Source organism: Enterococcus sp. CWB-B31, assembly GCF_020567645.1.
Lineage (GTDB): Bacteria > Bacillota > Bacilli > Lactobacillales > Enterococcaceae > Enterococcus_L.
The window spans coordinates 176,021-199,932 of sequence record NZ_JAJDJW010000004.1; the positions used below are offsets into that span (position 1 = coordinate 176,021).

Genomic DNA, 23,912 nt, shown 5'->3' on the forward strand with positions numbered 1-23,912 from the left:
TTAAATAGAACTTATCATCAAAAATCAATTCTGTCAATGCTAATATCTTTTGTTTTTTTATTATTTTTGATTGACATCTATATGAAAGCGGTATATCATTTGTTTGTGAAGAACAAAATAAAACAAATTCGAACAAAGGAGAGAGGACTTAGTTATGAACAAAGAAGAAGTTGCAATGATTGGTTTTGAAGTTGTCGCATTTGCCGGAGAAGCACGATCCAAATTAATTGAAGCTTTAGGTGAAGCAGAAAAAGGAAATTTTGATGTTGCTGATCGTTTAGTGGAGGAAGCAAACACTAGCTTAGTTGAAGCGCACAAGTCACAGACTCAGATGCTGGCTGCTGAAGCACGGGGTGAATCGATTGAAGTAGGTTTTATTATGGTTCATGCGCAGGACCATTTGATGACAACCATGTTGTTGAAGGATACGATCAAGCATCTATTCAATATTTATAAAAAATAAATGGAGAAAAAGGGGGAATTTAGCAATGAATGCATTAGTTTCGCGAATTGAAAAAATGAAACCGACATTTGAGAAAATTTCAAATAATCCTTATTTACGGGCAATCAGAGATGGGTTTATCAGTTTGATTCCGGTAATATTGTTTTCCAGTATTTTTCTTTTAGTTGCATATGTACCGAATATTTTTAATTTTTATTGGAGTTCTGGAGTAGAAGAAGCGATTATGAAAGCCTACAACTATTCAATGGGAATTCTGGGTTTGCTGATGTCGGCAACAGTTGCAAAGAGCTTAACAGACAATTTTAACAGCAAACTACCGAAAACAAATCAGATTAATAATGTATCGACAATGGTTGCAGCTATTATTTCATTTTTACTAATTGGTGTAGATCCGCTGGACGGAGGCCTGGCGACTGGCTATATGGGGACGAAAGGACTGTTGTCAGCGTTTGTGGTAGGTTTTGTTGTACCTAATATTTACCGCTTCTGTGTCAAGAATAACATCACTGTAAAAATGCCTGAAGAGGTTCCCGGAAATATTTCTCAGACATTCAAAGATCTGATTCCTATTTCTTTATCTGCAGTCTTTTTTTGGTTATTTGACTTAGGATTCAGAAGCTTGGTTGGAACAAATTTCTCTGAAAAAATTATTGAGTTGTTCCAGCCGATCTTTAGTGCGGCGGATGGGTATTTTGGCTTGGCTCTGATTTTCGGTGCGATGGCATTTTTCTGGTTTGTTGGGATTCATGGACCGTCTATTGTTGAACCGGCTGTTGCTGCGATTTACATTACGAATGTAGAAACAAATCTGCAGCTTTATCAAAATGGGGAGCACGCCTCCCGTATTTTGGCACAGGGTACTCAATATTTCGTTGCAACATTGGGTGGAACCGGAGCAACTCTGGTTATTACACTAATGTTTGCTTTTCTGGCCAAATCGAAGCAATTAAAAACAATTGGACGTGCATCATCTGTTCCGGTTTTGTTTGGTGTAAATGAACCAATGCTGTTTGGAGCACCGATTGTATTGAACCCGATTTTCTTTATTCCGTTTATTTTAACACCGATTTTGAATGTTTGGCTCTTCAAATTTTTTGTAGATGTTCTAGGTATGAATGGCTTTATTTATAATCTCCCGTGGACAACACCAGGGCCTATTGGATTGATTATGGGAACTGGCTTTGCGTTGCAGGCAATTATTTTAATGCTGGTATTACTGGTGGTAGATTTTGCTGTTTATTTTCCGTTCTTCAAAGTTTATGACAACGAACTGTTGGAAAAAGAACGTAATCAGGAAAATGAAGTAGTTGAAGAAAAGCTGGAAGCAGTGGAAGCAAAGCAAGTTACTGCAGCTGCGGCTGAAGCTATGGCAGAAACGACGACAGAGAAAAAGATTTTAGTTTTGTGTGCGAATGGTGCGACCAGTGCCATGCTGGCAAATGCAATTAAAAAGGGTGCAAAGGAGAAAAATATTCTGCTGGATTCCACTGCGATGGCTTATGGTCAGCATAAGGATTTAATCAGTGAATTTGACTTAATCATTTTAGCTCCTCAGATGGCTTCCATGCTGGGTGAGCTTCAGGAAGATGTGAAGAATTATCATACGAAGGCAGCATCAACATCTGGTGCAGAATATGTGGCTTTAGCCAGAACGCCGGAACAGGCTGTGAATTTTGTGTTTGAAAATCTGGCTTAGCTGTAAAAAGAAGAAAGCATTTTCCTGGAAAGGGTGAGGGAAAACAGCTGACTCTAAAAAAATTCAAGGAGGAAATTATGCAAAAATTCCCAAAACAATTTATCTTTGGTGCAGCAACTGCTGCTTATCAGGCGGAAGGAGCAACGCAGACAGGCGGTAAAGGGAAAACTTATTGGGATGACTATCTGAAAGAACAAGGGACCTTTAATCCGAATACTGCCAGTGATTTTTATCATAAATATGAAGAGGATTTGAAACAGGCGCATGCTTTTGGGATAAACGGTATTCGTATTTCGATTGCATGGACCAGAATTTTTCCAGAGGGAACAGGGAAAATCAGCCAATCTGGTGTGGACTATTATCATAAGCTGATTGATGCCTGTTTGGAAAACGGAGTAGAGCCTTTTGTAACGCTGCATCATTTTGATACCCCTTATCCTTTATATAAGCAAGGAGACTGGCTGGCTCAGGAGATGCTGGATGCATTTGTAGCATTTGCTGAATTCTGTTTCGAGGAATACGGCGGAAAAGTCAGCTATTGGATTACGATTAATGAGCCGTGGTCAGTCGTTGCCGGTCAATATATTATTGGTCATTTTCCGCCAAATATTCAGTATGACATTCCAAAAGCTGTACAGTCTATGCATAACATGATGGTGGCTCATGCAAGAATTGTGAAAACTTTTAAAGAAAACAAGTATGCAGGAGAAATTGGAATTGTTCATATTCTGGAATCAAAATATCCAATCACTGATACTCCTGAAAATAGAGATGCTGCTGAGAGAGAACACATACTGGCCAATAGATTCCTGCTGGATGCAACCTTTATGGGCAGATATTCGGCAGATGTGATGTGTGTGATTCAAGATATTTTGGAACAAAATAATGGAAAACTGGAAACAAGACCAGAGGAATTTGAACTTTTGGCTTACGCTGCTGAGAAGATTGACTTTCTGGGGATTAATTATTATGCCAGCCATTTCTTAAAAGCATATGAAGGCGAGAGTCAGATTCATCATAATGGTACAGGTGAGAAAGGCAGCAGCATCTTTGCTTTAAAAGGTATCGGCGAACGTGTTAACAATGTGGAAATACCTACAACAGATTGGGACTGGCCGATTTACCCACAAGGGCTGCTGGACATGCTGCTGAATGTAAAGGAAACTTACCCGAACTATAAGAAAATTTATGTGACAGAAAATGGGATGGGTGATAAGGATATTTTGGTGAATGGAACCGTTCAGGATGTGGGACGGATTGATTATGTACGTCAGCACCTAGAGGCAATCCTAGATGCAGTAGAGCGGGGAGTAAATGTCCAGGGCTATTTTATCTGGTCTCTGATGGATGTCTTCTCCTGGACAAACGGATATAATAAACGTTATGGTCTGTTTTATGTAGATTTTGAAACACAACAGCGCTATCCTAAAAAAAGTGCCTACTGGTATAAGGAAATAGCAGACAAAAAAGAACTGATATAAATTAAAAAGATGCTGAGATGGATTTCACTAATGAAATCTGTCTCGGTGTCTTTTTCAACTATGAAAAGAGGGTGTGATATATATGAATGGCACCTATAATGCACTACAGAATGGAATGCAAAAAAGCACTCAACTATGGACCAATCATCTGTCATACTAAGCAAGAGGATAAATGAAGGAAAATGTAAGAAGCACAGACTTTCTCAAGCAGTCAGACTATGAAAAGGAGTATTAAAAAAATATCATGGGATAGCTAAGGGAATGAAGTAGTTGGAAGAAGATTACGAAGTAGCGATTCTTGCTGGAGAAAATACTGGTATTAGAGAAGCTGTTAAGAAATGCGATATAAATTCTCACGAGAAGCAACACACTTGTCCTTTGGAAAAATGTGAACGTTGAAAAAAGAAAAAATTCCGGAGACTGTCAATGAAATGTTTTGGAAAACGTGATACACTCATTTTAGAAAGTGAGGGGATTTGATGATTCGTTTTGCAAAAAAAGAAGACGGAGCAGCAATTGCTCCACTCATTCTTGTTATTTTAAAGGATATGGAGCTGCCTATCTTGGATGCGGCTTCAGAAGAAACAATTTTAGCAATACTTGAAGAAGCTATTGCAGATCCGGTCTATCGATATGGATATACGCGTGGTCTGGTGTACGAACAGAATGGAGAAGTTGCCGGTATTGCATTTGGTTATCCGGCCGAAGATGAACCAGTTATTGATAAACCGCTGGCTCAAATATTGAAAAAATTTGGTTTTAATGAGAATACTCAACTTTTTGTAGATGTGGAAACCTTGCCGGGTGAATGGTATTTGGATACAATTTCTGTCAGTGAAAAATACCGCGGTTTCGGAATTGGTTCAAAATTGCTGGAAGCACTGCCCAAGATGGCTGAACAAAACGGTAAAAAGATTATTGGTCTCAGTGTGGACAAAATGAATCCTAAAGCAAAGAGGCTATATGAGCGTAAAGGGTTCAAAGTAGTTGAAGAGAGAATGATCAGCGGACATCTCTATGATCATATGCAAAAAAGAATTGATTGAAATTTCATTTTAAAAGTAAAGAGGTTGTACCAAACACTCATGAGTGTTTGGTACAACCTCTTTACTTTTCTTAACAAGCACCATCTTCCCAGTCAATCATCATCTGTCTGTTTCTGCTGCTGCATTTCTTCTTGTTATACAGCCAGTAATCCAGCACTGCAGCAATACAAATACATAAGGGAGCATCCTCATCATTTTCCACTTCCAGACAAAAATAATTTCCGGAAAACAGTGTTGCTTTGCTCATTTCCATAATCTTGTGATTATTATGATGAATCGTATAGTAATGATTTCGGATATCACCGATCACCGTCCAGCGAAGCTGGTTAATATAATAAAAATCAGTTGAAAGGTTTAATATTTTTTTTAACGTGCCGACTTTTTCAAAGCCTTTATAGATATCGAAACGAGTACCGAAAAAAAGAGAAAGCTGTTTGATGCTGGCAACCAGTTCACCATTCATGGCATAAAGAGAAAGAGCATCTCCGCGAGTTCCCCAACGTCCCACCAGCAAAAATAAAGATTTTCCATTTTCGTCTTTCACAAGAGTCCGAGTCACATTACTTAATTGTTTTTCCTGAATAAAATATTCAGACACGAAGCTCCACCTCTTTTCAGATTCATCGACAAGTGTTACAAGTCTTCACGAATCGCCTGTAAAATTGCCTCTCCGACTCCATTTTCCAAGTTTGTTGATGTAGTATATTTTGCGTAGTCTTTCACTTCAACTTCAGCATTACCCATTGCAAAACTGACACCCGCCCATTGAAGCATACTGACATCATTAAAGTTGTCTCCAATGGCCATAACTTCTTCGGCGTCAATACCATGCTTTTTAGCAATATTGGCAACAGCGATTCCTTTTTGTGCATTTTTATGATTCACTTCAATATTATTCTGCGCGGAGGAAGTAATGACAATATCCGGCAGCTTTTCAATTTTTAGACCGACAGGACCTAAAACTTTTGGTCCTTCAATACTAAAGCCAATAATCTTCAGAACCTGAATGTCTTCTTTTTTAATCGCTTCACGGATACTGTCTACATAAGTAATTTCCAATAAAGACAGGTGAGCTGCTGCCATGGCAATTGCTACTTTATAGGTAAGATGAGGCATTGTATCGGCGATGTGAGCCGCAAAATTCTCAATTCTTTTTTCCTGTCTTTCAGAAATAATTCCTTCATTTGTTGAAATTTCATAATAAATCTCTGTTTGGTCCAGTAAGTCAAGGATTTCATAGACCGTATCTTTTTCAATCCCGGAAGTAAAAATTGATCTTCCTGTTTTATCAAAAACTTGAGCACCATTTAAAGTGATCATTGCACACTCGATTCCGGCATCATCCAATGGAGGTTTTGCCTCTGCGTAGGCCCGGCCTGTTGCGACCATAAATTCGATTCCCTGACGAGCTGCTTCCCGAATAGCAGAAGCATTGTCTTCTGAAATAGCCATTCTTGAATCTAATAGTGTCCCATCCATATCTGATGCAATCAACTTAATCATAAATTATTTCCACCTCATTATTCATTTTACTTATGTATAGTTTACCATGTTTTCGATTTTACCGTTATAATAAAATTCCCTTGAATGTTGGAAAAAAGTCAGATATGCTTAATAGGTAAAGGAATAACGCTATTCTCAGCTTTATATATATTTTTTGAAAATCGATTAAAAAAATGAACGGTGTGCTGAGAAAAAACAAACAGGGAGTGACATCAGATGAAGACAATTATTCATAACAGCTGGCAGGAGATGCTGGAAGATGAATTTAATCAGCCTTATTACAGCGAACTGAGAGAGTTTTTGAAAACAGAATATGCTTCTCAGGTAATTTATCCGGATATGTATCACATTTATTCAGCATTGGAACTAACCCCTTATGAAGAGGTTAAAGTCGTTATTCTGGGACAGGACCCCTATCATGGACCGAATCAAGCTCATGGATTGAGTTTTTCCGTTCAACCTGGAATTAAAACACCGCCCTCTCTTGTAAATATCTATAAAGAGCTTCAGGATGATTTAGGATATACACCTGCTAGCCATGGGTTTCTGGAAAGTTGGGCGAAGCAGGGCGTTCTACTGTTGAATGCTGTGTTGACTGTACGGGCCGGACAAGCCTACTCACACCGCGGACAGGGCTGGGAGAAGTTGACGGATGCAGTCATCCAGAAACTGAATGAGCGGGAAAAACCAATTGTGTTTATCTTATGGGGAAAGCCGGCACAGGAAAAATCACGAATGATAGATACCAGTAAGCATGTGATTATTACAGCACCGCACCCAAGTCCCTTATCAGCTCATCGCGGGTTCTTTGGTTCAAAGCCGTTTTCGAAGACAAATGATGCCTTACTAGCTCTGGGGGAAGAGCCAATTAACTGGCAGCTTCCTGAAACAGTGTCTTAAAACAGCGAGTAACTGTTATAGTATAGAATTCCTAGGTTTGTGAAAATGTTATCAGAATAGGAGTTTTCCATTAGTACAGCAAGAAAAAACTGTTATTTTCTTTCATTATGGTGTATGATTAATTCTGTAAAAATAATATTGGAGGGTATATCGTGGAATTATTCGATAACTTAAAATTTAAAATTGTTCGTAGGAATATCAAAATCGTCTTTCCAGAAGCGACTGATTCACGTATTTTAGGAGCAGCTGCTAGATTGAAAGCGGAAGAATTAATGGAACCGATTTTGATTGGCAATCCGGAAGAAATTGTTGAAGCTGCTCATGCCCGCGGGATTAAAACATCCAATTTCACAATTATTGATCCTGATACTTATGATAAATGGGATGAGATGGTAGAGGTATTTGTTGAGCGTCGTAAAGGAAAAGTTAGTAAGGAAGATGCTGAAAAGATTCTGAAAGATGTGAATTATTTTGGTACAATGCTGACATATATGGGACTGGCTGACGGAATGGTCAGTGGAGCTATTCATTCAACGGGAGATACTGTACGTCCGGCACTGCAAATCATTAAAACAAAACCAGGCATCAGCCGTACAAGTGGTGCAATGATTATGGTTCGCGGTCGTGATCAGGAAAAATATATTTTTGCTGACTGTGCCATCAATGTGAACCCTACAGCACAGGAACTGGCTGAAATTGCTGTAGACAGTGCAAGAACAGCTGAATTATTTGATATTGAACCAAAAGTTGCCATGATGAGCTTTTCAACTAAAGGCTCTGCGAAATCTCCAGAAGTTGACAAAGTGGTGGAAGCAACTAAAATTGCCCAGCAGATGGCTCCTGAATATGAAATTGATGGGGAATTACAGTTTGATGCATCTTATGTAGCTTCTGTTGCACAATTAAAAGCACCAAATTCAAATGTTGCTGGAAAAGCAACAGTGTTTGTATTCCCGGAAATACAATCTGGAAATATCGGGTATAAAATTGCTCAACGTTTGGGTAATTTTGAAGCGATTGGTCCAATTTTACAAGGGTTGAATAAACCTGTATCAGATTTATCCCGTGGGGCTAATGAAGAAGACATTTATAAATTGTCTATTATTACAGCTGCTCAAGCATTAATGGATAAATAAAATCTGAGCTAAAAAAGTTTCTATTACGTTTGAAAGTAAGAGATAAATACTTCTCTCAGGTAGTTAAAAGAGGTTGTGACAAAGCTTCTCCATGCGACGAGTAACACCGCAGGAGCATGTACACGAACTTAACTGCGACGAGTAACCGCAGGAGCAGAAGTGTTCCCCTTCAAGAATCAAGTAGGTATCATGCATCATCTACTCTGACAGGTCAATCGTAGTGATTTATGACACTAAGTCGGAATATATGGAAATTGACAAAGAACACTAGTCATTTTATGACTAGTGTTCCTTGATACCTCCCTGAAGCTGCTTATATTTTCAGTAACGTTCTTCCTTATTTCCGAGATGTTGCCTGCGATTACTCGGCACAGATTAGGACCGACAAGTGCTAGTTCTACTTTACCACTTCTGCTTATATTCGTACTTTAGCAGAATGGTACGCGTAGTTTCGATAAGTATTCCTTGAATGAAACTAGCTCATTTGATGTAGTAGAACTGTATGCGTAGCAGAGTGTAGAAGAACTGCTGTCTCTACGAGTCTAACGATTCTCAAGACAAAACATTACGCTGTATCCGTTTTTCTGCGTCTTCGGTTCTCACTACACTACACTTTGTTTCGATCTCATCAATTAGCCACTAAGAATTGAAGGACTTCGTTCCGTCCTCGAAGCATAGAGAGGGGATTCGGAACACCGTTTATTTGGTTTTAGGAATCTCAGACATACTTATGTCACATTCCCTTTTTAGAAATTAAAGGGATTATACTTATTGGAGTGGATAGAAAGTTATTCAGTATAAGCTGTGACTCTTTTATTATCAAAAGCCGGTCTAAAAAGTTTGGTAAATCAAAAAAGAGGTATTTATTTTACTAATTTGATTTTTTTATTTATCCGGTAGTGAACTAAGTTTGCTTGAGAGAGTTGAATTTTTACCTGATTAACAGCTTTTTATAGCGGGTTAAACGGATCAATTCATTCCAAGAATGATTTATTAGAATTTTCTTTTTTTATGAGGGATATTGCTGTTCCTGTTTAAAATATGGTAGTAGAATAAATGTGTCTTTTACTTGGGTATCTGCTGCAGACAACAGAATTTATCCGGGAATATCAGTGAATACTGCTTTTTTGAGATTCAAAAACAATTGTCGTGTATTTTGAAAACTGGGGAAGTATATAGAGTCAGTTGCTTTTTAAGGGAACTCCTACTATATTTAATAACAAAATAGTCGAGTAGATTGCTGATAAAAAGATGGGAGTACTTAAACAACCTAGTTTGAGCTCCAAAAGTGAATAGCTATAAGAAAAAACACGGAAACAATTTTTTGCTTCGGTGTTTTTTTGGTTTCCGGAGACAGGAACCAGCAGTTCAGGAGGAATTAGTGAAAATATTTCTAAGTGGCAAATGAAATACTGTTTATTCAGAAGCTTTATGTATGCTATACTCTCAAAAAGGGGCGATTCATATGAAAACAATTGGACTTATCGGTGGGATGAGCTGGGAGAGCACTGTCAGTTATTATCAGCAGATTAATGAGATAGTAAAAAAAGAAGCTGGAAGTCTCCATTCTGCAGAATGTCTGCTTTACAGTGTAGATTTTGCTGAAATTGAACAGTATCAAAGCCAGGGAAATTGGAAAAAAAGCGGAGAAGTATTAACTGGAATTGCTGTTAAACTGGAACAGGCAGGAGCTGATTTTATTGTAATTTGTACGAATACAATGCACAAAGTTGCCCCAGAAATACAGGCAGCACTTTCTATTCCAATTCTTCATATTGCTGAAGAAACGGCTGAGCATCTGAATAAACAAAATATCTGTAAGGTTGGGCTTCTTGGAACCAGATACACAATGCAGGAAGATTTTTATAAAAATAAATTAATAGATTTTGGAATAGATGTTTTGATTCCGGAAGAGCAGGATATGGACAAAATCAATCAAATTATTTTTGAAGAGCTTTGTCTGGGAATAATTTCTGAAAAATCAAAAAAGATTTATCTGGAGATTATTGCCAAATTGAATAGTGCCGGAGCAGAAGGTGTTATTCTTGGCTGTACAGAAATAGGTTTGCTGGTAAAGTCTGAGGATACGGATGTACCGCTATTTGATACCGCAAAGATTCATGCGGAAAGTGCAGCATTGTATGCGTTGAACTGACACTGTATGTAGTTGCTATGGGGAGTAATAAGCCCTTTTGCATTATCAAGTTAAAGAAGAACAATGGGAGGGTGATTATATGGAAATTATAGTGGACAGCAGTCAGGAAACAGAAGAGCTGGCAAAAACAATTGGCAGGGCTGCAAACGCCGGGGATATTATTATTTTATCTGGTGATCTGGGTGCAGGTAAAACAACACTGACTAAAGGAATTGCTTTGGGGTTGGGTATTACTCAAATGATCAAAAGTCCTACTTATACGATTGTACGAGAATATCTCAATGGGCGTCTACCTCTTTATCATATGGATGTTTATCGGGTAGAGAGTGGAATAGAAGACCTTGCTCTTGATGAATATTTTGAAGGCTCTGGACTGAGTATCGTAGAATGGGGAGAAATGTTAAAAGAAGAATTACCGAATGAGTATTTGAGAATTCAAATAAATAAAGACTCTGCAAAAGAAGAAAAACGGATGATTTTGATTGATGGGATTGGTTGTAATGGTCAAGCTTTTCTAAGCAGAATCAGTGAAAGTGCGGGAAAGAATTTATGGATAAAGAACAAATAGAGATCACGGTGAGAGAAGCTATTCCTGATGATGCTGAGCAGCTGGTGGATGTGTTGGGAAGAGTCGGTCGGGAAACAGCTTTTCTGGTAATGGACGGGAACGGTCCGGCAGTTACCGTTGAGGAAATGGCGCATAACTTGGAGGATCTATATGAATCACCTAATAATATACTAATGGTTGCGCTGTTAGGAGATCAGATTGTGGGAACTGCTTCAGTGAGTGCTTCTGATAAGAAAAGGGTGGAACATATTGGTGAAATCGGTATCAGTATTTTAAAAGATTACTGGGGATTTGGTTTAGGCAGTCTGATGATGGAAGAGCTGATTATCTGGGCGAAAGAAGGCGGCATTATTCGACGACTGGAATTGACAGTTCAACATCGAAATATTCGTGCTGTCCAATTATATGAAAAAATGGGTTTTATAACTGAGACCATTATGCCTCGAGGCGCAAAGACAGATGACGGAGAATTTTTGGATGTTCACTTAATGGTTCTTCTGGTTGACTAAGAGATCAAATAGAATAAATATCTAAATAATAAAAAAATGAGATTTTCGAGGGTTATTGTTTGCTTTTTCATTTTATTGATAGTATTATAGTGACACAACAACTAACAACCCTTTTTATTTTTCATTTAACTCCTTGCTCATCCTTATTTTATAAGGATGAGTATTTTTTTATTTTTTTAAAATAAACTATAAAAAATTGTAATAACCTATTATTTTCTCAAACGATTGATATAGGGAAGCTTCTCCAGTTCCAAAGCATCCGTTGTTAACTTTAAGTATGAAATCAATTATATTTATGTTATTATTAAGTAAACTAAAAATGAAGCGGCTAATTGAAAAGGGAGATGAGGGAATGGAAGACAAGCAAAAAATCACTGAATTGCTGAAATTGAAGCAGGAAGAAGATTTTGTAGCAACACAACATTATAAAGTGGCACGAAGCAAGAAGGAGATAGCTGACATTCAGAAAAGTTATGGGGATCAGTTCTCTCATTCAGATCAGCTGTTTGAGCAATTGACAAAGATGTTTCAAAACAGCAGATCAAAGCGGGTGTTTGATGAATTATTTATAGAAGCAAAAAATGAGCAGGAATGTCTTTGCAGGAGGACTGAAGCTGAAAAAGAGATATTAGATGTTAAAGGAGAAGAACTGGAAGCTCGTGAAAATCAGCTATATTATGAGATAAGTCGCTTATCTGCTGAATTAGAGGCAGAATACGGGGAATAAATAAAAAAACAGAATGTAAAAATCCTGACTGTTATAGCAGAAAGGATTTTTACACTCTGTTTTTATTTTGATATATTCTTTCTAAGTTGAGAATGACAAGCAATTGAAAAGCAGGAAATGAATAGAATGAACGATAGATAGAACAATTCGAACATGAAGCCCCCTCAGAGAAGCTTCTTCTTGATGAAAATCCTGATGTAACCGCCAATAGAATTTTATAGGCAATTTCTTGTGGCACTTTTCATTCTTCAAAATAACCCTGGAAGGTTTACCTGATTCTTGGGAAGGAAGTACACAAGATATATAGAAAAAGTATTGAGCAGTTATTCCAGAACGGGTTTATGGAATAAATTTGATTTTGAAAGGATTACAAATATGGAAGGGAAAACACATACTTATTTTGAAAGTGTTCCTGCTTTAATGACTATAACCAGGTCCAGTAAAGGTATGAGGAGAAAGAAGCTTTTGAAGCAGCCTGGGCAGCTGCCTCATTATTAATACAGAACATTCAGCTTTTGACTTGGGAAAGAGGTATAGATATAGCCTGGCGGACAACTAAAAATTTCTTTGACAGCGAGCTTCGCTTAAGCTTTGGAATTCCTTCTGATGAGCAAATAGTTGGTAGTTTTCAGCTGACCAAAGCTCTTGGAAAAATAACCAAAACGAGACGAAGAAAAGCATTATCAGAGTGAGTTCAGCTGTGGTCATTATGAGAAAATATAAGGAGCTGGCAATAGGTCGTCAAAGGGTCTTTGGCTTATAAAGATAATTATTAATAAAATGCATTCTCTGTTTTCATCTGGCAGAGGATGCATTTTTAGATAACCAAATAAACTGCTTAGTTCAATCTATTCTTATTGTATCCTTCATTGGGATTAATCAGCCGACTTAATCAAGGCCTGTTTAAGATCTTGAATCAGGTCTTCAATAGCTTCAATTCCGATGGACAATCGAAGTAAATCGTCCGTTAAGCCATAAGATTCCCGCAATTCTTTAGGAATATCAGCATGGGTCTGTGTGCTTGGATAAGTAACAAGGCTTTCAACACCTCCGAGACTTTCTGCAAAGGTAAAAATGTTCAATGCTTTTAAGAATGCGGGAATCTGTGTTGCGTTCTGCAGCTTCAAACTGATCATGCTTCCTTTTTCTGGGTAAAATACTTCTTTAATGAGCGGCGTCTGGCGTAAAAATTGGACGAGTGTTTGGGCATTTTTTTCCTGTTGCCTAATGCGAAGGGATAAGGTTTTTAATCCGCGAATCAGCAGCCATGAGTCAAAAGGAGACAGGACGGCGCCCGTTGTGTTTAAAGCGAATGCTAATCTCTCTCCTAATTTATCTGAGTTTGTCATTACAGCCCCAGCAAGCAGATCATTGTGTCCTCCGAGAAATTTGGTAGCAGAGTGAACAACAAGATCGGCACCAAGACGCAGCGGCTTTTGCAGAATCGGTGTTAAAAAGGTGTTATCAACAATCAGCAGGGTATGATTGGCTTTTGTCAGTTCAGAGACTTCAGTTATAGATAGCTCTGACATCAATGGATTCGTTGGGGTTTCAATAAAAACAGCGGCAATGTCTAAACTGATTGCTGCGTGAAGTTCGGCAATAGAATTGAAATAAGTAAACTGATATTGGCCGTTTTCTTCCAGCGAATGAAAGTATCGATAGCTTCCGCCATAGAGATCTCTGGAAACCAAAAAATGACTGTTGCAGGGGAACAATTCAAAGACAAGCTGAATGGCACTCATTCCTGAACTTGTGGCAAATCCATAACGGCCCTGTTCCAATTCAGCCAAGGCCGTTTCCAAAACTTGACGGGTTGGGTTGGCGGTTCGTGTGTAATCAAAGCCGGTGCTTTGACCAAGCTCGGGATGGGCGTATGTTGTAGAGAGATAGATTGGTGTACTGACTGCACCAGTCTGTTTATCCGTATGATTGCCAATTTGAGCCAATTTTGTAGCTTCCTTCCAATCCTTTTTTTCAATAGTTTTCTTCATAAGCTTCCTCCTCAATTGTATTAAATCCATAATCTCGGATATGTTTTTTTAGTGTATCCAAATAGCGCTGTCCCAGCAGAGACAAGTGGCTGCGCCGGCTTCTAATCCAGCCGATTTCAATACGTTCAGGAACATCCAGTGGAATAGCAACAATGCTGTCATCATTTAATTCACGACTGATAATTCCGGAGCTGAATGTGTATCCATTAAGCCCAATCATCAAATTGAAAATAGTTGCCCGATCACTTACTTTAATATGCTTTTTACAGGTACGTGTACTTAAAATTTCTTCGGCAAAATAAAAGGAGTTGCTGTTGCCCTGCTCAAAAGAGAGATAGGGAAGCTCTGACAATTCTTCAAGAGTAACCTTGTTCTTGTGAGCCAGCGGATTATCTTTACTGATAAAAATATGCGGTGCAGCATAAAATAAAGAAGAAAAGGCTAAATTTTTTTCTTCAAACAGCTTTTCAAGTACCTGTCGGTTAAAATTATTTAAAAAGAGGATACCAATCTCGCTGCGGAAGCCTGCAACATCTTCGAGGATATTCTTTGTCTCCGTCTCTCTCAAACTGAATTGATAGCTGTCATCTTCATATGTTTGAATAAACTCCACAAATGCATGAACAGAAAAAGCATAATGCTGAGAAGAAATTGATAGTCGAGAAGCTTGTTTTTCGGAATGCTTGTATCTCTTTTCCAGAAGATCTACCTGATCGATGATCTGTCTGGCATAAGATAAAAATTCCCGCCCTTCTTCAGTTAATGCAACTCCGAGCTTGCTTCGATGAAGAAGACAGATGTTCATTTCATTTTCCAGCTCCTTGATGGCATTAGATAAAGCAGGCTGTGATAAAAATAGACTTTTCGCCGCTTCATTAATAGATCCGATTTCTGCTACTTTTTCAAGATACTCCAACTGCTGTATACGCATATGTCTGCTCCTTTCATTAATTGGTAAAAAAAAACGCCCTTTTTCTGTATAAGAAAAAGGACGAATAATTTCGTGATACCACCTTTGTTTGTTACTGCTTCACAGTCAGCAACCTTAGCCAGTACGAGTTCATAAAAAACTGATACTGCGTTGCGATATCGGGCACCTCCGTCAGCAGTTCATAAATCCACTCACTGCTGAATGCTCAAAGACCATCTTCCAAATGATTGCCAATGCTCCTTCTCACCACTGGGAGCTCTCTGTATAAGGTTCTCTAAATGTACTCTTCTTTTCTACGCATTAACTATTGGTTTCTACTATAGCCAAAACTTATCTTCCTGTCAAATGATTTATCCATTGAATTCTCATTTTTTTCTTATAATTAAAATCTATTACAGGTTATAAATTTTAACAGTTAGTCAGGATACAGACGGCTGTGATAAAGTGTTCCCCATAACTATTGAGGAGGCGTATCTATGAAAACAACGGTTGTGGGATTTCCAAGAATTGGAGAAAATCGTGAATTGAAAGCAGCGACAGAAAATTATTTCCGTGGAGACAGCACACAAGAAGAGTTATTAGAAAAGGGCAGACAATTAAGAAAGACGCACTGGCAGCTTTTGAGGAATACAGGAATCTCATACATTCCAAGTAATGATTTTTCTTTTTATGATACAGTGTTGGATACTGCTGTTTTGTTGAATATTATTCCGAAGCGATTTTTGGAGCTGAAGCTTTCTCCTTTAGATACTTATTTCGCTTTGGCGAGAGGGTATCAGGCAGCAGCAGGTGATGTGACTGCATTGCCGATGAAAAAATGGTTTAACACCAATTATCATTATCTGACACCTGAATTTGAGCAGGACACCGAAGTCCGAGTTGTCGGAACCAAGATTTTTGATGAATATCTGGAAGCAAAGGAACTGGGAATTGAAACCAGACCTGTTATTTTAGGACCGTTTACTTTGATTCAGCTTGCTGATTTTACAACAACAGAAAAGGCAAAGCATATTCCGGCACTGATTTCTGCATATAAAGAGATTATCTTAAAGCTGAACAGTTTAGGTGCGCACTGGCTGCAACTGGATGAGCCTGCTCTGGTAAAAGATTTGTCAAATGAAGATCGTGACTTGTTTTTAGCAATTTACGAGTCGTTCACCAAAGAACCAAGAGAAATCAAACTGCTGCTGCAGACTTATTTTGGCGATGTCCGAGATGTTTATGCTGATTTGTTGACACTTGATGTAGACGGTATCGGACTGGATTTTGTTGAAGGGAAACAGACAGAAGAATTCGTTCGGTCGTTCGGCTTTCCTCAGAATAAAGTGTTATTTGCTGGTATTATAAATGGGAAAAATATTTGGCGGAATGATTATCAAAAGACTGTTGCGTTACTAAACGGCTTGCCAAAAGAGCAGGTTATTTTATCGACCTCCTGTTCATTGCTTCATGTACCGTTTTCTATCGAGCAGGAAGAATTTCCTGAGGAAGTCTCTCAGCATTTTTCTTTTGCAAAGGAGAAGCTGAAGGAGTTGTCGCAGCTGTCTCAAATTGTCAGCCAATCAACAGGAAGAGTAACCGAAAATCAGCAGCTTTTTCAAAAAGAACGAGTTCAGAAAAATGAGGCTCTGGCTGATAAGCTGGCAGCTTTAACTGAGCAGGATTTTCATCGTCAAATATCTTATGAGGAGAGAGCTCAGACTCAGAAAATTGAGCTGAATCTTCCGTTGCTGCCGACTACAACCATAGGCTCTTTCCCTCAGACTCGTGATGTGAAAGCCGCTCGGGCAAGATTCAAAAGAGGGGAACTTGATCAGCTATCCTATAAGAGCTTTTTGCGGAAAAAGATTGCTGACTGTATCGAATTTCAGGAAGATATTGATCTGGATGTACTGGTGCATGGAGAGTTTGAGCGGAATGACATGGTTGAATATTTTGGTGAAAATTTGGAAGGCTTCCTGTTTTCAAAAAATGCCTGGGTTCAGTCTTATGGCACACGTTGTGTGAAGCCGCCGATTATCTGGGGAGATGTTTCAAGAAAACAGGCAATTACCGTTGAATGGTCTGCCTATGCTCAGGGGCTGACTGCCAAACCAGTGAAGGGCATGTTGACGGGACCGGTAACGATTCTAAACTGGTCATTTCCGCGTGAGGATATATCACTGAAAGACAGCACTCTTCAAATTGCTTTGGCTATTCAGGAAGAAGTGTTGGATCTGGAAGCAAATGGTATCAAAATTATCCAGATTGATGAAGCTGCATTACGGGAAAAACTCCCATTACGAAAGAGTGACTGGTATAAAGAATATCTGGACTGGGCCATTCCTGCGTTTCGACTGGTTCACAGCAAAGTAGCTCCGCATACACAGATTCATACGCATATGTGCTACAGCGAGTTTGCGGATATATTACCTGCGATTGATCAAATGGATGCAGATGTTATTTCTTTTGAAGCCTCTCGTTCAAATTTGGCTTTGCTGGATGAGTTGAAATCTCAAAAGTTCCAGACAGCGGTGGGACCCGGTGTGTACGATATTCATTCGCCAAGAGTTCCTTCTGTTGCTGAGCTGACTGCGACAATTGAAGAACTGCTGAAAAAGATTTCGGCAGAAAAATTGTGGATCAATCCTGATTGCGGATTAAAAACACGCGGTGAAAAAGAAACAGTTAAAAGCCTGGCAAATCTAACTAAAGCTGCTATTCAGACAAGGGAGGCGCTTGTTTATGAACCAGTCAGAGAATGAAAGTCCCAGACTTTCTTTTGAAGTCTTTCCTCCAGGTTCACAGGCAACATTTGACAGCTTGTATAGATCATTACATCAGATGGAGGACCTGCGTCCTGATTTTATCAGTGTGACCTGCAGCAACAAGCTGCTTTCCTTAAAAGACACGACCGTTAAAATTGCGGAACACATTCAGAGCCATCACGAAGTTCCGAGTATTGTTCATTTAAGTGCGGCTTATTTGAGTAAAACAAACGTTGACGAGGTTTTGGAATTGCTTCATCAAAAAGGAATTCAAAATATTTTGGCGTTAAGAGGGGACCTCTATCCGGAGGTTCCCCGCAGCAAAGAGTTTCTTTATGCAGCTGACCTAATTTCTTATATCAAGGAATGGGACCCAGAATTTTCTGTTACCGCTGCCTGTTATCCCGAAGGACATCCTGAGTCGGCAAATACGCTGGAGGATATTTATCATCTGAGAGAAAAGGTTAATGCCGGAGCAGACCAGCTGATTACGCAACTGTTTTTTGATAATGAACGCTTTTATCATTTTCAGGAAAAATGCTGCCTTGCAGGGATTCAAGTACCGATATTGGCTGGGATCATGCCGATTGTCAACAAAAAGCAGGCAGAACGTATTATTCGTACGGCGGAGGTTCAGCTGCCTAAGAAATTTCTCGCTATCCTGGATAAGTATGCAGATAATCCGGTGGCATTGCGGGCTGCAGGACTGGCTTATGCTATTGATCAGATTGTTGATTTAGTTACTCAGGGAGTTTCCGGTGTCCATTTATATACGATGAATCAATCAGATATTGCCAGAAGTATCTATCATGCGACTCACTCGCTGTTTAAACGAAGAACGGAAAGCTCTGTATCTAATAAACAAAAACACGCTTGAAACCAACGTTTCAAGCGTGTTTATAACATCACAAATAAATAGTGGATAAAACAAATATTGAGCTTAGATGAAGCTCAAAAAAGAAATGAGGATGTAATTGACAATTATATTGATGGAAATATAGAAAATAATTTCTCAGACCTGTTAGTAAATGCTAGTGAAGAGTATAATTATTTATTAATAACAAAGCGAAACATTGCTTGGTTAGATACTCTTGAAAAAGAATTAAATGAAACAGCTCCGATTTTTATAGCTGTTGGAGCAGGAGATTTGTATGGAGAAAATGGATTAATCTCTCTTTTGGAACAAACAGGTTATCTTTTAGATAAAGTGGTATAGTATGAATAGAAAATTATTTGGTTATGTGAAGAATGCACTTGGTCGATTGGATCATAATATTTGAATATAAACTTTTTAGGAAAGGAGTTAGTCAAATTATGGAAAAGAACGTTCTTAGGGAAAAGTGGCAGCATTATAATCAGAAAAGTACGATTAATTTTAGCAGTATAGAAAATAAGGGAGTCGAACAATATCCTGTGATTTGCTTTGAGCCAAAGGAAACCATTATCATGCGTGGCGATTTTCCAGAATATGTCTACTTTATTCTTAGTGGAATTGTTGTTGGTGCTCGAAACTATGAAGATGGGAACGAATATGATTATTTCCAATTAGAAAAAAGTAATGGAAGCGTGGGCTTACTCGAAATTTTGGCTCAAAAAGAGGAAACTATCGCAACGATTACTTGCTTGACCAAAGTAGAGGCGGTTCGAGTTCCTTCCTCGGTTGTTTATGAATGGGTGATGGAGGACATAGAATTGTTACAGTTGAGTGCAGGGCTCTTAGCAAAAGATTTATATGATCGTTCGGGGAATGATGGCTTACTTTATCGTTTTGAAGGAGTGAACCGATTGCGTTATTTTCTTGTCTCTTATTATGAGGAAAAACGAAATAGTGAAGTTAAGTTAGTCGAAGTACAAGAAACTCGTGAAAAAATTGGTAACAAATTAGGAATGAGTGTACGCACAGTAGGACGTTCATTAAGAAATCTACGCGAGAATCATGAGATTATAAGCGAGCAACGGAAAATATATATTGGTGTTGAGGAATATCACCGACTCAAAGAGCAATTGCAATATTTTTAAAAATGAATTCATTGATTTTTATCACGAAGGGACATGTGACCTTTCGTGATTTTTTATTTCTGATTATACTGATGATGAAATTAAGAAAGCTCTTACATTTGTGTGAGAAAAAAATTGAAAGTGGGAAAAGATATGAAGCGAGGAATAAGATATGACTTTGGTTTACAGGCATTAATGCTGATTCCAGTTGGCGTTTCTTTAAACGTTGTCGGATATCAGCTGTGTACAATTTTGAAATTCCCAGTCTTTATTGATCAGATTGGTACGTATTTAGTAGCGATGGTGGCCGGTCCTTGGGTAGGGCTAGTAACAGGATTTTTAGGAAATGTTGTCAATGGGATGTTGAATCCAGTAGCGATTCCGTACGGGATTGTCTCAATAAGCATTGGCCTATTTGCAGGATACTTCTCAAGATTTAATTTTTTTAAGAATATTTTTGGCATACTGATTGCTTGCGCTGTACTGACTATCGTTTCAGCTGGTTCGGCAGCTATAGTAACGGTCTTTATGTTTGGTGGAATTACAGGAGCAGGCACAGATTTAGTTACAGCCGCATTTTTGGCAGCAGGTCAACAATTATGGGATTCTGTATTTTCTACCAATATATTGACTGGAACAATCAATACTATTTTAAATTTCTTTATCAGTTATTTAGTGGTTAAACGAATCCCTCCACGATTTTTAATTAAGTTAAATTATGGGCTTCCATATATTAAAAAGGAGGCGTTGAAGCATGGATAGTATAGTTGGAAAATGGCATCCTTCGACTAAATTAATGATTGTTTTAACTGTAATAATTGTTAGTATGTTTTCAACGTTACCAACTGTTCAATATGTGCTTTTTGGAGTCGCGTTGGTTTTAAGCCTGTTTTCAGGAACAATAACTAACTTTTTTAATACTTTCTTTAAATCAGTTTTTGTAATTGTTTTATTTATTTTCTTAGTTCAAGTGTTCATCGTTAAAAATGAGGATAGTCAATCGCTATGGTGGTTTATTGGATATTCTCAGATGGGAATGGATACAAGTGTTGGACTAACTTCTCGAATTGTGGCGATTAGCTCGATTATTATCTGGTTCTTTCAAGTAACTAGCGTCAAAGATATTGTTGCCGCTTTAGAAAAAGCCCGCATTTCTAAGAAAGTAACTTTTGTGATTGCAGCAACCATTCAATTGATCCCACAGATGTCAAAATTGTCGCAAACTATAACAGATGCACAGAGGGCAAGAGGAATTGAAACGGAAGGTTCTGTGTTTATACGTATGAAAGCTTTTGTGCCTATGATGGGTCCACTAGTGTTAACATCCATTCAACAAACGGATGAACGCGTACTAACTTTAGAGGCAAGAGGGTTTTCAGCACCAATGAAAAAGACAACGTACTATTCTATCAAAAAAACACCATCGGATTATTTGATTGTCATATTTTGTTTAGCTGCGTTGATTGTGTATTTTGTGGGGGGACCATTATGAGTTTAATCGAATTGAAAAATGTGACGTATAAATATCCGTTAGATGTTGAACCAGTAATTAAAGATGTATCGCTATCATTTGAAAAAGGCAAGGTGTACGGACTTATCGGAAATAACCAAGCAGGGAAAACAACGCTTTGTAATATTATTCGTGGCTTTATTCCTACTTTGTTCTTTGGTGAGTTAACAGGTGAAGTGACTTATAAAGAGAAATCTGTTCAAGAATACAATGTAGGCGCATTAGCTGCTGAGATTGGGTACTCTTCGCAAAATCCATTTACTCAAATTTCTGGGGTTAAGGATACTGTAGAAGAAGAGATTGCTTATGGTATGGAAAACATTGGGATTGCACCGGAGATTATGAAAGTTAAAGTACAAGAATTGTTGGAACTGTTTACTCTAGAAATACTTAAAGAAAAAAATCCGTATGAGTTATCTGGCGGTCAAAAACAACGTGTTGCATTGGCTTCTGTTGTGGCTTTAGATCCTGAAGTCATCATTTTGGATGAGCCGACTTCTCAACTTGATCCTCAGAGTACGGAGGAAGTCTTTCAAATTATTTCGATGTTAAAAGATCAAGGTAAGACAATTATCGTGGTGGAGCATAAGGTGGATTTACTGGCGGAATATTGTGATGCAATCATTTTGTTGGAGAATGGACATGTGGTGAAGAGTGGCGAAACTCACCAGCTGCTGAACGACAGAACGATATTGCAGCATGGGGGTTCTTTGCCACAAGTAGCATTGTTCTTTTTGGAGCAGCTAGGGTATGATACACAAATACCAATTACAATGGACGAAGCAATTGTAAAATTAAAGGAGGTCGCTTCAAAATGAGTTTCTTAAAATTAAGTGAAGTTAGTTATAGCTACCCAAATGGTTTTGAAGCAACTCAAAAGGTTTCAATGGAGTTTCAACTAGGTGAAGCTGTTGCAATTATTGGTCAAAATGGTGCCGGAAAAACGACCACAGTTAAGCTGATGAATGGCTTGTTACGGCCAACGAAAGGGGAAGTCTTGATTGATGGGAAATCAACGAATGTCTTTACTGCAGCTCAAATGTCGAAGCATGTGGGTTATGTTTTTCAAAATCCCGATGACCAAATCTTTCAAGAGACTATCGAAAAGGAGATTGCTTTTGGTCCTAAAAGTCAAAAATTAGCTGTTTCGGTTATCAAAAAGAAAGTTAAGGAGGCCGCTGAGACATGTGGATTGACGGAGGTCTTAAATGAGCATCCTTATAATTTGTCTTACTCTAAGAGAAAGTTTATTACAATTGCTGCAATCATAGCGATGGATCCAGAGGTTATTGTTTTGGATGAACCAACAGCAGGGCAAGATAGAGAATCCACTGAGCTTTTGGGCAGAATTATTAAAGAATTATCTGCTAAAAATAAAGCTGTCATAACGATTACTCATGATATGGAGTTCGTAGTAAAAGAGTTTCCGCGTGTATTGGTTTTTGCAGATAAACAATTACGCAAAGAAGGAACACCTAGAGACGTATTTTGGGATGAAAGTCTATTGACTTTGAGTGGACTAAAGCAGCCTTATATTTGTCAATTAGCCAAAGCGTTAGGATTTAAGAATATTTTGACGATGGAAGAACTAGGAAAGAAGGTACTTGGACATGAAAAAAATTCTGATTGATTGCGATCCTGGTCATGATGATGCGCTTGCGATTATAATGGCATTGGCTAATGCTGAAAAATTAAAGGTCTTAGGCATAACAACGATTGGTGGAAATCAGACTTTAGCCAAGGTGACAAAGAATGCGCGAAATATCTTACATTTTCTGCACTCAGAAATCCCATTAGCAGCAGGACAAGAAGGGCCGTTGGTAAAGTCATTGAAGACGGCACCTGAAGCTCATGGCGAAAGTGGAATGGAAGGACCTTATTTTGAAGGAGCAGAGTATCCTGTAAGTCAGATGAATGGTGTAGAGTTTCTTTATCGAAAAATAATGCAGGCAGAAGGGAAAGTGATGATTGCGGCTTTAGGTCCGTTAACTAATATAGCTTTACTTCTTAAAAGCCATCCAGAGGTTCTTCCGTTGATAGAAGAGATTGTGTTGATGGGTGGGGGAATCAGTCATGGCAATCAAACTCCGTTAGCTGAATTTAATATTTATGTTGATCCTGAAGCAGCTGAGATTGTTTTTCAAAGTGGCTTACAAATCGTTATGGCAGGGTTAGATGTAACAGAAAAAGCAGTCATTACCGTAGCTGAAATTGATCAGTTACACGGTCGAGGGCGTGTCAATCAACTGGCTTATGAACTTTTGTCATTTTATAATACCTCTGGCCGTCAATTTGGGTTTATTGACTCACCTCTTCATGATTTATGTACAATTGCGTATTTATTGATGCCTGAAATTTTTACGGGTACAGCTGCTGATATCCATGTAATTACAGATGATTCGCTAGCTAGAGGGTTGACTTATGGTGATTTTAGACGTGCTTTTGATTTACCAAAGAATACCCTTGTTTTACAGGAAGTTGACCGAGAAAAATTTGTAAAACTGTTGATGGACGCATTAGATAGATTGGATGCATAGGAGGAAAGTAA

General features: G+C 38.4%; 24 protein-coding genes, 1 pseudogene and 1 other annotated feature. Of the genes and pseudogenes, 21 read left to right on the top strand and 4 right to left on the bottom strand.

All coding sequences use genetic code 11. The features are described 5' to 3' along the window. Positions 1–154: 154 nt before the first annotated feature. The 5 genes from LI954_RS06170 to LI954_RS06185 all read left to right on the top strand — a co-directional run bounded on the left by LI954_RS06170 (position 155) and on the right by LI954_RS06185 (position 4,686). Positions 155–463 carry a PTS lactose/cellobiose transporter subunit IIA gene (locus LI954_RS06170; RefSeq protein ID WP_202064221.1) on the top strand — a complete coding sequence of 103 codons (309 nt, stop codon included), beginning with the start codon at positions 155–157 and terminating at the stop codon, positions 461–463. A gap of 25 nt (positions 464–488) precedes the next feature. After that, positions 489–2,159 carry a lactose-specific PTS transporter subunit EIIC gene (locus LI954_RS06175; RefSeq protein WP_202064223.1) on the top strand — a complete coding sequence of 557 codons (1,671 nt, stop codon included), beginning with the start codon at positions 489–491 and terminating at the stop codon, positions 2,157–2,159. A 77-nt stretch (positions 2,160–2,236) separates the two neighbouring features. Beyond that, complete coding sequence (gene lacG, locus LI954_RS06180; protein ID WP_229443971.1) at positions 2,237–3,640, top strand: 6-phospho-beta-galactosidase; 1,404 nt, start codon at positions 2,237–2,239, stop codon at positions 3,638–3,640. A gap of 270 nt (positions 3,641–3,910) precedes the next feature. Further along, positions 3,911–4,039, top strand: a complete 129-nt coding sequence (locus LI954_RS16040) for a hypothetical protein (RefSeq protein WP_267491437.1) — start codon at positions 3,911–3,913, stop codon at positions 4,037–4,039. 80 nt (positions 4,040–4,119) lie between these two features. Beyond that, the gene (locus tag LI954_RS06185; RefSeq protein ID WP_202064229.1) at positions 4,120–4,686 is read left to right on the top strand and encodes a GNAT family N-acetyltransferase; all 567 of its coding nucleotides are present in this window, start codon (positions 4,120–4,122) and stop codon (positions 4,684–4,686) included. A gap of 70 nt (positions 4,687–4,756) precedes the next feature. Here the strand turns inward: LI954_RS06185 and LI954_RS06190 are convergent, their stop codons facing one another. Then, on the bottom strand, positions 4,757–5,284 hold the full coding sequence (locus LI954_RS06190) for an LURP-one-related/scramblase family protein (protein WP_202064235.1): 528 nt from the start codon (positions 5,282–5,284) through the stop codon (positions 4,757–4,759). 35 nt (positions 5,285–5,319) lie between these two features. Further along, on the bottom strand, positions 5,320–6,189 hold the full coding sequence (locus LI954_RS06195) for a Cof-type HAD-IIB family hydrolase (protein WP_202064236.1): 870 nt from the start codon (positions 6,187–6,189) through the stop codon (positions 5,320–5,322). A gap of 216 nt (positions 6,190–6,405) precedes the next feature. Between LI954_RS06195 and LI954_RS06200 the strand changes: the two genes are divergently transcribed. The 7 genes and pseudogenes from LI954_RS06200 to LI954_RS16320 form a co-directional block, all read left to right on the top strand. Then, positions 6,406–7,089 (top strand): uracil-DNA glycosylase, encoded by a 684-nt coding sequence (locus LI954_RS06200; RefSeq protein WP_229443972.1) that lies wholly within the window; start codon positions 6,406–6,408, stop codon positions 7,087–7,089. A 152-nt stretch (positions 7,090–7,241) separates the two neighbouring features. Then, positions 7,242–8,225: a phosphate acetyltransferase gene (pta, locus tag LI954_RS06205; RefSeq protein WP_202064239.1), complete on the top strand. Its 984-nt coding sequence runs from the start codon at positions 7,242–7,244 to the stop codon at positions 8,223–8,225. Between the two features lie 1,465 nt (positions 8,226–9,690). Next, positions 9,691–10,380: an aspartate/glutamate racemase family protein gene (locus LI954_RS06210; RefSeq protein ID WP_229443973.1), complete on the top strand. Its 690-nt coding sequence runs from the start codon at positions 9,691–9,693 to the stop codon at positions 10,378–10,380. A 79-nt stretch (positions 10,381–10,459) separates the two neighbouring features. Continuing rightward, the gene (gene tsaE / locus LI954_RS06215) at positions 10,460–10,948 is read left to right on the top strand and encodes a tRNA (adenosine(37)-N6)-threonylcarbamoyltransferase complex ATPase subunit type 1 TsaE (RefSeq protein WP_229443974.1); all 489 of its coding nucleotides are present in this window, start codon (positions 10,460–10,462) and stop codon (positions 10,946–10,948) included. Further along, on the top strand, positions 10,930–11,457 hold the full coding sequence (locus tag LI954_RS06220) for a GNAT family N-acetyltransferase (protein WP_229443975.1): 528 nt from the start codon (positions 10,930–10,932) through the stop codon (positions 11,455–11,457). Before tsaE ends, LI954_RS06220 begins: the two co-directional genes overlap by 19 nt. Before the next feature lie 352 nt (positions 11,458–11,809). Beyond that, positions 11,810–12,184: a DUF3958 family protein gene (locus LI954_RS06225; RefSeq protein WP_202064248.1), complete on the top strand. Its 375-nt coding sequence runs from the start codon at positions 11,810–11,812 to the stop codon at positions 12,182–12,184. A gap of 458 nt (positions 12,185–12,642) precedes the next feature. Beyond that, a pseudogene (locus tag LI954_RS16320) lies at positions 12,643–12,876 on the top strand (hypothetical protein); the annotation flags it as partial. Between the two features lie 183 nt (positions 12,877–13,059). On the opposite strand, the gene LI954_RS06230 reads toward LI954_RS16320, so the two are convergent. Together LI954_RS06230 and LI954_RS06235 are read right to left on the bottom strand one after the other, a co-directional pair. Then, complete coding sequence (locus LI954_RS06230; RefSeq protein ID WP_229443976.1) at positions 13,060–14,178, bottom strand: PLP-dependent transferase; 1,119 nt, start codon at positions 14,176–14,178, stop codon at positions 13,060–13,062. Further along, entirely contained in the window at positions 14,162–15,109 is a 948-nt protein-coding gene (locus LI954_RS06235; protein WP_202064251.1) for a LysR family transcriptional regulator, read from the bottom strand. The genes LI954_RS06230 and LI954_RS06235 overlap by 17 nt, the downstream gene beginning before the upstream one ends. 53 nt (positions 15,110–15,162) lie before the next feature. Then, positions 15,163–15,414, bottom strand: a binding site (T-box leader). A 171-nt stretch (positions 15,415–15,585) separates the two neighbouring features. Between LI954_RS06235 and metE the strand changes: the two genes are divergently transcribed. The 9 genes from metE (at position 15,586) to LI954_RS06280 (ending at position 23,901) form a co-directional block, all read left to right on the top strand. Then, positions 15,586–17,853, top strand: coding sequence for a 5-methyltetrahydropteroyltriglutamate--homocysteine S-methyltransferase (metE, locus tag LI954_RS06240; RefSeq protein WP_202064252.1), 2,268 nt, complete (start codon positions 15,586–15,588; stop codon positions 17,851–17,853). Further along, the gene (gene metF, locus LI954_RS06245; protein WP_229443977.1) at positions 17,834–18,733 is read left to right on the top strand and encodes a methylenetetrahydrofolate reductase [NAD(P)H]; all 900 of its coding nucleotides are present in this window, start codon (positions 17,834–17,836) and stop codon (positions 18,731–18,733) included. The genes metE and metF overlap by 20 nt, the downstream gene beginning before the upstream one ends. A 57-nt stretch (positions 18,734–18,790) precedes the next feature. Next, complete coding sequence (locus LI954_RS06250) at positions 18,791–19,072, top strand: TraB/GumN family protein (protein ID WP_229441816.1); 282 nt, start codon at positions 18,791–18,793, stop codon at positions 19,070–19,072. A 98-nt stretch (positions 19,073–19,170) separates the two neighbouring features. Beyond that, positions 19,171–19,875, top strand: coding sequence for a Crp/Fnr family transcriptional regulator (locus LI954_RS06255; RefSeq protein WP_229443978.1), 705 nt, complete (start codon positions 19,171–19,173; stop codon positions 19,873–19,875). 132 nt (positions 19,876–20,007) lie between these two features. Next, positions 20,008–20,616 (top strand): ECF transporter S component, encoded by a 609-nt coding sequence (locus LI954_RS06260; protein ID WP_229443979.1) that lies wholly within the window; start codon positions 20,008–20,010, stop codon positions 20,614–20,616. Next, positions 20,609–21,346 (top strand): energy-coupling factor transporter transmembrane component T, encoded by a 738-nt coding sequence (locus LI954_RS06265; RefSeq protein WP_202064262.1) that lies wholly within the window; start codon positions 20,609–20,611, stop codon positions 21,344–21,346. Before LI954_RS06260 ends, LI954_RS06265 begins: the two co-directional genes overlap by 8 nt. Beyond that, positions 21,343–22,182: an energy-coupling factor ABC transporter ATP-binding protein gene (locus LI954_RS06270; protein WP_202064264.1), complete on the top strand. Its 840-nt coding sequence runs from the start codon at positions 21,343–21,345 to the stop codon at positions 22,180–22,182. Before LI954_RS06265 ends, LI954_RS06270 begins: the two co-directional genes overlap by 4 nt. Beyond that, positions 22,179–22,994: an energy-coupling factor ABC transporter ATP-binding protein gene (locus LI954_RS06275; protein WP_229443980.1), complete on the top strand. Its 816-nt coding sequence runs from the start codon at positions 22,179–22,181 to the stop codon at positions 22,992–22,994. Before LI954_RS06270 ends, LI954_RS06275 begins: the two co-directional genes overlap by 4 nt. Then, positions 22,975–23,901 carry a nucleoside hydrolase gene (locus tag LI954_RS06280; RefSeq protein ID WP_229443981.1) on the top strand — a complete coding sequence of 309 codons (927 nt, stop codon included), beginning with the start codon at positions 22,975–22,977 and terminating at the stop codon, positions 23,899–23,901. The genes LI954_RS06275 and LI954_RS06280 overlap by 20 nt, the downstream gene beginning before the upstream one ends. Positions 23,902–23,912 lie beyond the last annotated feature (11 nt).

Excerpts from the sequence above, each read along its gene's own strand:
- LI954_RS06170 (WP_202064221.1), top strand. The coding sequence starts at position 155 with ATGAACAAAGAAGAAGTTGCAATGATTGGTTTTGAAGTTGTCGCATTT.
- LI954_RS06175 (WP_202064223.1), top strand. The coding sequence starts at position 489 with ATGAATGCATTAGTTTCGCGAATTGAAAAAATGAAACCGACATTTGAG.
- lacG (WP_229443971.1), top strand. The coding sequence starts at position 2,237 with ATGCAAAAATTCCCAAAACAATTTATCTTTGGTGCAGCAACTGCTGCT.
- LI954_RS06185 (WP_202064229.1), top strand. The coding sequence starts at position 4,120 with ATGATTCGTTTTGCAAAAAAAGAAGACGGAGCAGCAATTGCTCCACTC.
- LI954_RS06195 (WP_202064236.1), bottom strand. The coding sequence starts at position 6,189 with ATGATTAAGTTGATTGCATCAGATATGGATGGGACACTATTAGATTCA.
- LI954_RS06200 (WP_229443972.1), top strand. The coding sequence starts at position 6,406 with ATGAAGACAATTATTCATAACAGCTGGCAGGAGATGCTGGAAGATGAA.
- LI954_RS06210 (WP_229443973.1), top strand. The coding sequence starts at position 9,691 with ATGAAAACAATTGGACTTATCGGTGGGATGAGCTGGGAGAGCACTGTC.
- tsaE (WP_229443974.1), top strand. The coding sequence starts at position 10,460 with ATGGAAATTATAGTGGACAGCAGTCAGGAAACAGAAGAGCTGGCAAAA.
- LI954_RS06220 (WP_229443975.1), top strand. The coding sequence starts at position 10,930 with ATGGATAAAGAACAAATAGAGATCACGGTGAGAGAAGCTATTCCTGAT.
- LI954_RS06225 (WP_202064248.1), top strand. The coding sequence starts at position 11,810 with ATGGAAGACAAGCAAAAAATCACTGAATTGCTGAAATTGAAGCAGGAA.
- LI954_RS06230 (WP_229443976.1), bottom strand. The coding sequence starts at position 14,178 with ATGAAGAAAACTATTGAAAAAAAGGATTGGAAGGAAGCTACAAAATTG.
- LI954_RS06235 (WP_202064251.1), bottom strand. The coding sequence starts at position 15,109 with ATGCGTATACAGCAGTTGGAGTATCTTGAAAAAGTAGCAGAAATCGGA.
- metE (WP_202064252.1), top strand. The coding sequence starts at position 15,586 with ATGAAAACAACGGTTGTGGGATTTCCAAGAATTGGAGAAAATCGTGAA.
- metF (WP_229443977.1), top strand. The coding sequence starts at position 17,834 with ATGAACCAGTCAGAGAATGAAAGTCCCAGACTTTCTTTTGAAGTCTTT.
- LI954_RS06255 (WP_229443978.1), top strand. The coding sequence starts at position 19,171 with ATGGAAAAGAACGTTCTTAGGGAAAAGTGGCAGCATTATAATCAGAAA.
- LI954_RS06260 (WP_229443979.1), top strand. The coding sequence starts at position 20,008 with ATGAAGCGAGGAATAAGATATGACTTTGGTTTACAGGCATTAATGCTG.
- LI954_RS06265 (WP_202064262.1), top strand. The coding sequence starts at position 20,609 with ATGGATAGTATAGTTGGAAAATGGCATCCTTCGACTAAATTAATGATT.
- LI954_RS06270 (WP_202064264.1), top strand. The coding sequence starts at position 21,343 with ATGAGTTTAATCGAATTGAAAAATGTGACGTATAAATATCCGTTAGAT.
- LI954_RS06275 (WP_229443980.1), top strand. The coding sequence starts at position 22,179 with ATGAGTTTCTTAAAATTAAGTGAAGTTAGTTATAGCTACCCAAATGGT.
- LI954_RS06280 (WP_229443981.1), top strand. The coding sequence starts at position 22,975 with ATGAAAAAAATTCTGATTGATTGCGATCCTGGTCATGATGATGCGCTT.